Genomic DNA, 7,950 nt, shown 5'->3' on the forward strand with positions numbered 1-7,950 from the left:
ACCTTGATTTCTGAACAAAAATTTTTTATCTTTGCAAGGTAATTCAGAAATTTCCTTGCTACAACACCCGATACACAGTTTATAATATCAATATCTAATATACATTTTTTAACCACCACAAAATGAAAAGAGTTTATACATTTGGAGATGGTAAAGCCGAGGGTAATGCCTCAATGCGCAATCTCCTTGGCGGCAAAGGTGCCAACCTTGCTGAGATGAACCTGCTGGGCATGCCTGTACCTCCGGGCTTCACCATTACCACCGAAGTATGTACCGAATATACTCAGTATGGTCGCGACGAAGTGGTCAAGAACCTTACCAAAGAAGTAGAAGCCGCTATAGCCCACGTTGAGGAGCTTACCGGCAAGAAATTCAACGATCCCACCAACCCCCTCCTTGTATCAGTGCGCTCGGGAGCCCGCGCATCCATGCCCGGCATGATGGACACAGTGCTCAACCTCGGCATGAACGACGCCACCGTAGCATCGCTCGCCGAAAAGAGCGGCAATCCCCGCTTCGCATGGGACAGCTACCGTCGTTTCGTACAGATGTACGGTGACGTAGTGCTCGGCATGAAGCCCAAATCGAAGACCGACATCGACCCCTTCGAGGAAATCATGGACAAGAAAAAAGAGGCCAAGGGCGTCAAGCTTGACACCGAGCTCGATGTAGAAGACCTCCAGGACCTCGTTAAGCTCTTCAAGGCCGCCGTGAAGGAATTTACCGGCAAAGACTTCCCCGACAACGCATGGGAACAGCTCTGGGGCGGCATCTGCGCCGTGTTTGACAGTTGGATGAACGAGCGCGCCATCCTCTACCGCCGCATGAACCAGATACCCGAAGAATGGGGTACAGCCGTCAACGTACAGGCTATGGTCTACGGCAACATGGGCAACAACTCTGCCACCGGCGTGGCATTCAGCCGCGATGCAGCCACCGGCGAAAACATGTTTAACGGCGAATACCTCATCAATGCCCAGGGCGAAGACGTCGTAGCCGGTATCCGTACACCCCAGCAGATCACAATCGAAGGCTCACGTCGCTGGGCCGTCCTCCAGGGCATCAGCGAAGAGACCCGTGCCGAGAAATATCCCTCGCTCGAAGAGTCAATGCCCGTATGCGCTGCCGAACTTATCGCCATCGCACATAAGCTCGAAGCCTACTACAAAGACATGCAGGACATGGAGTTCACCATCCAGGACGGCAAGCTCTGGATGCTCCAGACCCGTAACGGCAAGCGCACAGGCGCAGCCATGGTCAAGATAGCCATGGACCTCTTCCGTGAAGGCGAAATCGACGAGAAGACCGTGCTCAACCGCATGGAGCCCCAGAAACTCGACGAGCTCCTCCATCCCGTCTTCGACAAAGCAGCCCTCAAGCGCGCCAACGTCGTTGCCAAAGGCCTTCCCGCATCACCCGGTGCAGCCACCGGCCAGATAGTATTCTCAGCCGAAGAAGCCGAAGCCTGGTCAGAGAAAAAACGCAAAGTCATACTCGTACGTATCGAGACCTCACCCGAAGACCTCCGCGGTATGGCCGTAGCACAGGGCATCCTCACCATGCGTGGCGGCATGACCTCTCACGCAGCCGTAGTAGCTCGCGGTATGGGCAAATGCTGCGTATCAGGCGCAGGTGAAATCCGCGTAGACTACAAAGCCAAGACCGTAGAAATGGCCGGCAAGACATACAAAGAAGGCGACTGGATTTCACTCAACGGCTCGACCGGTGAAGTATATGACGGCCAGGTGCCCACAGTTATGCCCGAACTCGGAGGCGACTTCGGTCAGGTAATGAACTTTGCCGCAAAATACACCAAGACACTCGTACGCACCAACGCCGATACCCCCCGCGACGCCAAGCAGGCACGCGCATTCGGCGCACAGGGCATCGGTCTCTGCCGCACCGAACACATGTTCTTCGAAGGCGACCGCATCAAAGCCGTACGCGAAATGATTCTCGCAAGCGACGTCGAAGGCCGTCGTCTCGCACTCGCCAAACTCCTCCCCATGCAGCGCGGCGACTTTGAAGGCATCTTCGAAGCTATGGACGGCTACGGAGTCACCATACGTCTCCTCGATCCCCCGTTGCACGAGTTCGTACCCCATCAGACAGCCACTCAGAAAGAGCTCGCCGAGCAGATGGGCATCACACTCGAAGAAGTAAAAGCCAAAGTTGACTCACTCGAAGAGTTCAACCCCATGCTCGGACACCGCGGCTGCCGTCTCGGCATCACATACCCCGAAATTACCGAAATGCAGTCACGCGCCATCATCGAAGCTGCCCTCGCAGTCAAGGCCCGCGGCATTGACGTACATCCCGAAATCATGATTCCCCTCGTAGGCTCACTCAAGGAGATTCAGAACCAGGCCAACATCATCCACGCCACAGCCACCAAAGTATTTGAGGAAACAGGCCACAGCGTAGCCTACAAAGTAGGCACAATGATTGAGGTACCTCGTGCAGCCCTCGTTGCCAACCAGATTGCCGAGGTAGCCGAGTTCTTCTCTTTCGGTACCAACGACCTCACCCAGATGACATTCGGCTTCTCGCGTGACGACGCGCCCAAATTCCTCAAATTCTACAAAGAGCACGGCATCATCAAGACCGACCCCTTCGAAGTACTCGACCAGGAAGGTGTAGGCCAGCTCGTGAAGATGGGTGTAGAGAAAGGACGCGCCACCAACCCCGACCTCAAGGTAGGCATCTGCGGCGAGCACGGCGGCGAACCCTCATCAGTCAAGTTCTGCGCCAAGCTCGGCATGAACTACGTATCCTGCTCCCCCTTCCGCGTGCCCATCGCCCGCGTAGCAGCGGCGCAGGCTGCCATCGAAGACTAAGAGATAGATACTTAAAATAAGCCACTTAGGCGGTATGTTCTGATAAACAAGAGCATACCGCCTAAAGTATTTTTAAGGGGTATGTGCATTTGAACACGATAGTGTGTACGATTGAACCGCGAAAATTCAACAAAATCCACACGTCTATCAAACGGTCGATTCAACATGAATTCAACAGAAATAATTGCATGATATAATTCTAAACAAGAAAATAATATGGCAATACTGACAGTCTGCGTAAACAAGCAGCGCAAAAGAAAGGACGGGTGCTACTCGGTTTATATCCGGGTCGCTCACAATGGCAAATCGGTATATTTACCGACTGACAAAGTAGTAAGCGGAAAAGGCTTGTCATCCTCGATGGAAGTTATCGACCCGTTTGTCCTCAAACCGTTATCTACGCAAATCGTTAATTGGCTCGATGCGTTAAATCGCCAAGATATTTCTGCGTGGAACGCGAGACAAGTTGCAGAGTTTCTGAAGAATTTGAACGAGGATTTGGTATTCTCGGACTATGCCCGAAAGCACATTGACCGTATGATTGACCGAGGGCAGGAGCGCAACGCGAAAAATTACCAACTCGCACTCCAACACATGGAGCGATACTTCGGTACGACCAAAGTAAAGTTCGCGCAGCTCACCTCGATAAACGTAAACAAGTGGGTCGCCACTCTGAGCGGCACCGCGAGAGCCAAAGAGATGTACCCGATTTGCATCCGTCAGATTTTCCGTGCGGCCATTGATGAACTGAACGACTACGACAACGGCATAATCCGGGTAAAGACCAATCCGTGGGGTAAAGTTAAGATACCTGCTGCCGACAGGCCTAATAAGAAAGCAATCACCGCTGAGGCTTGCAGGGCATTCTTTGCGGCACCGCTGCCGGAGTCGAAGATGATTGACCCCCTGCCGGAGTTAGGCCGTGATGTGGCCATGATGTCACTATGTTTGGCCGGCATGAACACGATTGACATTTTCAACCTGTGCAAAGAAGACTACCACGGCGGCATAATCCACTACAAACGAGCCAAGACAACCCGGACCCGAACCGATGACGCATACATCGAAATGCGAGTGCCGGAGGTAATCAAACCTCTGTTTGAGAAATACAGAGCCGGTGAACACACCGACAGGCTGTTTCGGTTCTGCGACCGCTTCTCAACCTCAGACAGTTTTTGCGCCAATGTGAACACAGGCATCAAGAAAATCTGTGAGGAAATGGGAATGACCGACCCGAAAAAACGTTACTGTGTCTATACGTTCCGTCACACATGGGCGACCACAGCGCAGAACGACTGCGGGGCCACACTCGCGGAGGTTGGCTTTGCGATGAACCACTCGCACGGTTACACAATCACTCGCGGATATGTGCGCCCCGACTTCACACCGGCATGGGAGTTGAACGAGAAAGTAATTGATTTTATCTTCTTCAGCGATGCGACCTCGCGGCGCGTGGCGCAGGAGAAGCCGGAGGAAGAAGGGCTGTTCCGTCTTTCGCCAAAGATGCTCATCCGTGCGGCGGCATTTTTTCAAGGCAAGTGTCTGGCCAACTTTGAGGACATCGGCTATTCAAACATCGAGGAGGTCACACAGGCGTTGGTTGCGAAATTCCCTGCCGACATCCCAGACCGCTCGATGGTGCAGTTCAAGATTGTCAACCTCGACAATGGCAAAGTATACGTTTACGAGCACCAGAAGGGCAAAGGGTTTTAATATCCGGTAAGGTCAAATGACACATATCGTCCTCCTTTCGTGGACAGCGTATTGATTTCTGAATAATTTAGGGTTCCGTCTTCAACGACAATGGTAAGAATACCCTTCTCGTATGTAGCGACTTTCTCTACAAGAGCGTAGAGTTCCGAATAGCGGAATGAAGAAGACTTGATTTTCACATCGGACGTGCCGACAATGGTTTTGATTTCTGAAAATGTCATGACTTGATGAATTTGAAATTTCAACGGCAAAGGTAACCTGCTCCACAGACTTTTGAACTTTATCTTTTGAGCCTCGCCGTCATCGGCGTGGCTCTTTTTCTTTTTCGCGCAACTTTTTCTTTTTCTCCCTCCTGCCATCTGATTGGCGAAGCCTCAAAAAAAAGAAAAAATTTCCTCGCGTATATGTACGCGCGCGTATCGACGAGATATATTCCCTTTTATAGAAATATTTTATATATTTCTTTTTCTTTTATCAAAAGAAAGGTTTCGGAAGAAATGCCCTTTTCTTCCGAAGTTTTCGGAATTTATAGCAATAACTTCCGAAAGAATTAGAATAACTTCGGAAGAAATAGCAATAACTTCGGAAGTTATTCTAATAAATGGGGAAGGAATTTTGCCCGAAAAATGGTCAAAAAGTGCCGTTTTTGAGGAGTAAAAAACACCTTGTTTTTCAACGTTTTTGCAATAAAAAATCAAAAAGGGAATTTATGCCATTAATTTCGGAAAGAATAGGGATTATTTCGGAAAGAATGGGAATAACTTCGGAAGAAATAAGAATTGTTGGGGAAGAAATGCACCAATCTTCCGAAAGAATATATATAATTGGGGAAGAAATAGCAATAAATGGGGAAACAATTTCGGAAATGAATAATGCCGAGCTGCGGGGCCCGGCATGGAATCTAAAAGTAGATGAAAATAGATGGAGGCGGTCAGTTGTCGTTGTCAGCGGCGAGGTCTTTAAGACGCTGCTCAATCGTTGTGGTGATTTCTCCGGCCAGCGACACCTCTGCTGATACGGACTGCATCTGCGGCGTATGGTAGCGCAGCAGCTTCTCCTGTATTGTTGCGCGGTCTTTGGGTTCCATCATCATCATGTCTAAGTCGAAATCGGAAATGACGAGCGGATTTCCGTCCGCGTCTGCCAATACGACCGTGTTATACAATAATCCATCCTTATCCCTGAACTCCAGCGTGCGCGGAGAGCCGTCCGCATTGGTCTGAACCTTCGGCTCAAAGTAGGCGGTGGAATGGGCGCGCAGGCGCTCTTTGAGCGGGTTTGGTTTGTTGGGTGTGCCTTTCTGTCGGCCACCTGTTTTTCTTCCTTGTGCCATGTGACTAATAAGTTAAAGTTACGATACAAAGGTATGGGTTTACCTTTGCTCCATAATTATAACTTTTTAATTCTCCCAAACAATGATGCAAGCAGCAGGAGGCATGGGCGGTCAAGGTGGAGGTATCATCTCATCCGCTCTACAACTTATACAAGAGAAAGAGCGACAGGGCGACAAAGCTATGGATAGACTTCATGATGGCATGAAAACTCAAATGGAGCTTACTGCCAATCAAGGGAGTTGGACTGATGGCGGCTCGTCTGCGCCTCAGAAAGTCGTGAAAGAAAAAGTTGTAGAGAAGGAAAAGGTCAAAGAGCCGGAGAAAGAAGAAGCTACAACAGATACACCCACAGCGCCCGGTGCCGATAAGGAAGAGCAAGAAAAGGATGTAGCCAATTTAGGCATTATCGACCTTGCTAAACAAGCTACAAGTAAGTAATCTATAAAAACGTACAGATATGGTAGGCAGCGCAATCGGAGGAGCGTTAGGTATCGGAGCAAGTATTTTCGGTGGTATCAGCGCTTCAAAGGCAATGAAAAAGGTCCAGCGAAATATCGAGGGTCAGATGAAAGAAAACCAAAATTGGTATGACCGCCGATATAATGAGGACGCGACACAACGTGCAGATGCACAACGTATCCTTACTATGACTAATGAGAATATTCGACAACGAAACCAAGCTGCCGCAGGTTCAGCGGCGGTCATGGGGAGTAGTGAGGAAAGTATTGCGGCGGCTAAAGCAGCCAATAATCAAGCTCTCGCAGATGCAACATCGCAGATAGCTGTTAATGGTGAGCGCCGTAAAGACCAAATCGAGTCGCAGTATATGCAGACAAAGCAGGAACTCAACGACAAACTTAATAATCTTGAACAGGCAAAGGCTCAGAACACCGCGCAAGCAGTGCAAGGTGTAGCACAAGCCGGTTCTGCAATGGCAAGCGTATTCTAACTATGGTAGACTCTAACAAACCCATTATAGCCCCTCGGACAACAGTTGTCAGCAATGAACAGCCGGCTGCTCCTGCGGGTTCGGCACCTGCCGGTGGTGGCACTCCGCCCCCGGCAGGTGGTAGTTCATCTTCTGTTACCTCCACAAAGGTTACGACCTCGACCCCAATATCAACGACTATCCCGGCTGAATACTCGGCAAGCAGTTATGAGGAGCTTATACCGCAGCTTGAAAAGCGCATGGCCGAATTTAAGCCTTTGTCGGAGGAGGAACTGAAGAAGTTGCGCCGTAAGCAAAAGATAGAGGGCATTATCAGCGGAGTGTCGGACGCAGCTCAATCTGTTGCCAACCTTATCTTCACTCATCACTATGCCCCGAATATGTATAATCCCAAAGAGGGAATGTCGGCTAAGGCTAAGGAGCGTTTCGACAAGGAAAAGGCGCAGCGCGATGCCGATGCCGATAAGTATCTGCAATATGCTCTCACTATCGGCAAGATGAAAGATGCCGACAAACAGCGAGGCTTACAGGCATGGCAGACTGAACAGACCCTCGCCCGACAAGACCGAGCATTTGACGCAGGTCGCCAAGACCGTGCCGATGATGTTGCATTCCGTAATAAGGATTATGACGAGCGTGTGCGTCAATGGCAAGCCAACTTCGACCGACAGGGAGAATGGCACGAAGAAGAAGGTCAGCGTTGGGAGCGTCAGTTCAAGGAGAGTGTTCGTCAGTTCAATGTCAGTGCGGCCAACGAGAGAGCGCGTATCAACATGGAGTCACAGCGCCTTGCCCATTCTTTGAAAGAGGGTCAAATGACTTTCAACCTCGGTTCGGGCAACGGCAATGTGACATTGACGCTCGACAAACTCAACGCTCAGACCGTATCGCGCATTTATCACACTCTATCCCCGGAGGTTCGCGAGAAGGTACAGGGTGATCCAATTGTGCGAGATGGCGTCGTAGTTGGCTACAAGCAACCGACAACAGAGGCTATGCTTATCGCCATCGGTGCGAATGTAGAAAGCTCTCCGGCCACGCAGAACGCAATCAAGCAGGTTGCAGGTTTGGAGGTAGGCAATAAACCAGCAGGTTATTAACCCGACATCATTATCAT

7 protein-coding genes are annotated in these 7,950 nt (G+C 50.3%); 5 read left to right on the forward strand and 2 right to left on the reverse strand.

Annotation, left to right across the window (positions count from 1 at the left end; translation table 11 throughout):
* Positions 1-122: 122 nt before the first annotated feature.
* Together ppdK and QGT73_RS01080 are read left to right on the forward strand one after the other, a co-directional pair.
* A complete protein-coding gene (gene ppdK / locus QGT73_RS01075) occupies positions 123-2,837 on the forward strand; it encodes a pyruvate, phosphate dikinase (RefSeq protein ID WP_280121079.1) in 2,715 nt (904 codons plus the stop codon).
* 216 nt (positions 2,838-3,053) lie between these two features.
* Entirely contained in the window at positions 3,054-4,550 is a 1,497-nt protein-coding gene (locus tag QGT73_RS01080; RefSeq protein WP_280121080.1) for a phage integrase SAM-like domain-containing protein, read from the forward strand.
* Here QGT73_RS01080 and QGT73_RS01085 read toward each other — a convergent pair.
* Both QGT73_RS01085 and QGT73_RS01090 read right to left on the reverse strand, forming a co-directional pair.
* Positions 4,547-4,771, reverse strand: coding sequence for a hypothetical protein (locus QGT73_RS01085; RefSeq protein ID WP_280120571.1), 225 nt, complete (start codon positions 4,769-4,771; stop codon positions 4,547-4,549). The genes QGT73_RS01080 and QGT73_RS01085 overlap by 4 nt on opposite strands.
* A 710-nt stretch (positions 4,772-5,481) precedes the next feature.
* Positions 5,482-5,883, reverse strand: a complete 402-nt coding sequence (locus tag QGT73_RS01090; RefSeq protein WP_280120572.1) for a hypothetical protein — start codon at positions 5,881-5,883, stop codon at positions 5,482-5,484.
* A gap of 82 nt (positions 5,884-5,965) precedes the next feature.
* On the opposite strand from QGT73_RS01090, the gene QGT73_RS01095 reads away from it, so the two are divergent.
* From QGT73_RS01095 to QGT73_RS01105, 3 genes are read left to right on the forward strand one after another with little or no spacing between them, the layout of a single operon-like run.
* The gene (locus QGT73_RS01095) at positions 5,966-6,322 is read left to right on the forward strand and encodes a hypothetical protein (protein WP_280121081.1); all 357 of its coding nucleotides are present in this window, start codon (positions 5,966-5,968) and stop codon (positions 6,320-6,322) included.
* Positions 6,323-6,341: 19 nt separating this feature from the next.
* Complete coding sequence (locus QGT73_RS01100; protein WP_280121082.1) at positions 6,342-6,833, forward strand: hypothetical protein; 492 nt, start codon at positions 6,342-6,344, stop codon at positions 6,831-6,833.
* Positions 6,834-6,835: 2 nt separating this feature from the next.
* The gene (locus QGT73_RS01105; protein WP_280121083.1) at positions 6,836-7,933 is read left to right on the forward strand and encodes a hypothetical protein; all 1,098 of its coding nucleotides are present in this window, start codon (positions 6,836-6,838) and stop codon (positions 7,931-7,933) included.
* Positions 7,934-7,950: the final 17 nt, after the last annotated feature.

Source organism: Duncaniella muricolitica (assembly GCF_910574735.1).
In the GTDB taxonomy this organism is placed as follows: Bacteria; Bacteroidota; Bacteroidia; order Bacteroidales; family Muribaculaceae; genus Duncaniella; species Duncaniella muricolitica.

Excerpts from the sequence above, each read along its gene's own strand:
- QGT73_RS01090 (WP_280120572.1), bottom strand. The coding sequence starts at position 5,883 with ATGGCACAAGGAAGAAAAACAGGTGGCCGACAGAAAGGCACACCCAAC.
- ppdK (WP_280121079.1), top strand. The coding sequence starts at position 123 with ATGAAAAGAGTTTATACATTTGGAGATGGTAAAGCCGAGGGTAATGCC.
- QGT73_RS01095 (WP_280121081.1), top strand. The coding sequence starts at position 5,966 with ATGATGCAAGCAGCAGGAGGCATGGGCGGTCAAGGTGGAGGTATCATC.
- QGT73_RS01105 (WP_280121083.1), top strand. The coding sequence starts at position 6,836 with ATGGTAGACTCTAACAAACCCATTATAGCCCCTCGGACAACAGTTGTC.
- QGT73_RS01085 (WP_280120571.1), bottom strand. The coding sequence starts at position 4,771 with ATGACATTTTCAGAAATCAAAACCATTGTCGGCACGTCCGATGTGAAA.
- QGT73_RS01100 (WP_280121082.1), top strand. The coding sequence starts at position 6,342 with ATGGTAGGCAGCGCAATCGGAGGAGCGTTAGGTATCGGAGCAAGTATT.
- QGT73_RS01080 (WP_280121080.1), top strand. The coding sequence starts at position 3,054 with ATGGCAATACTGACAGTCTGCGTAAACAAGCAGCGCAAAAGAAAGGAC.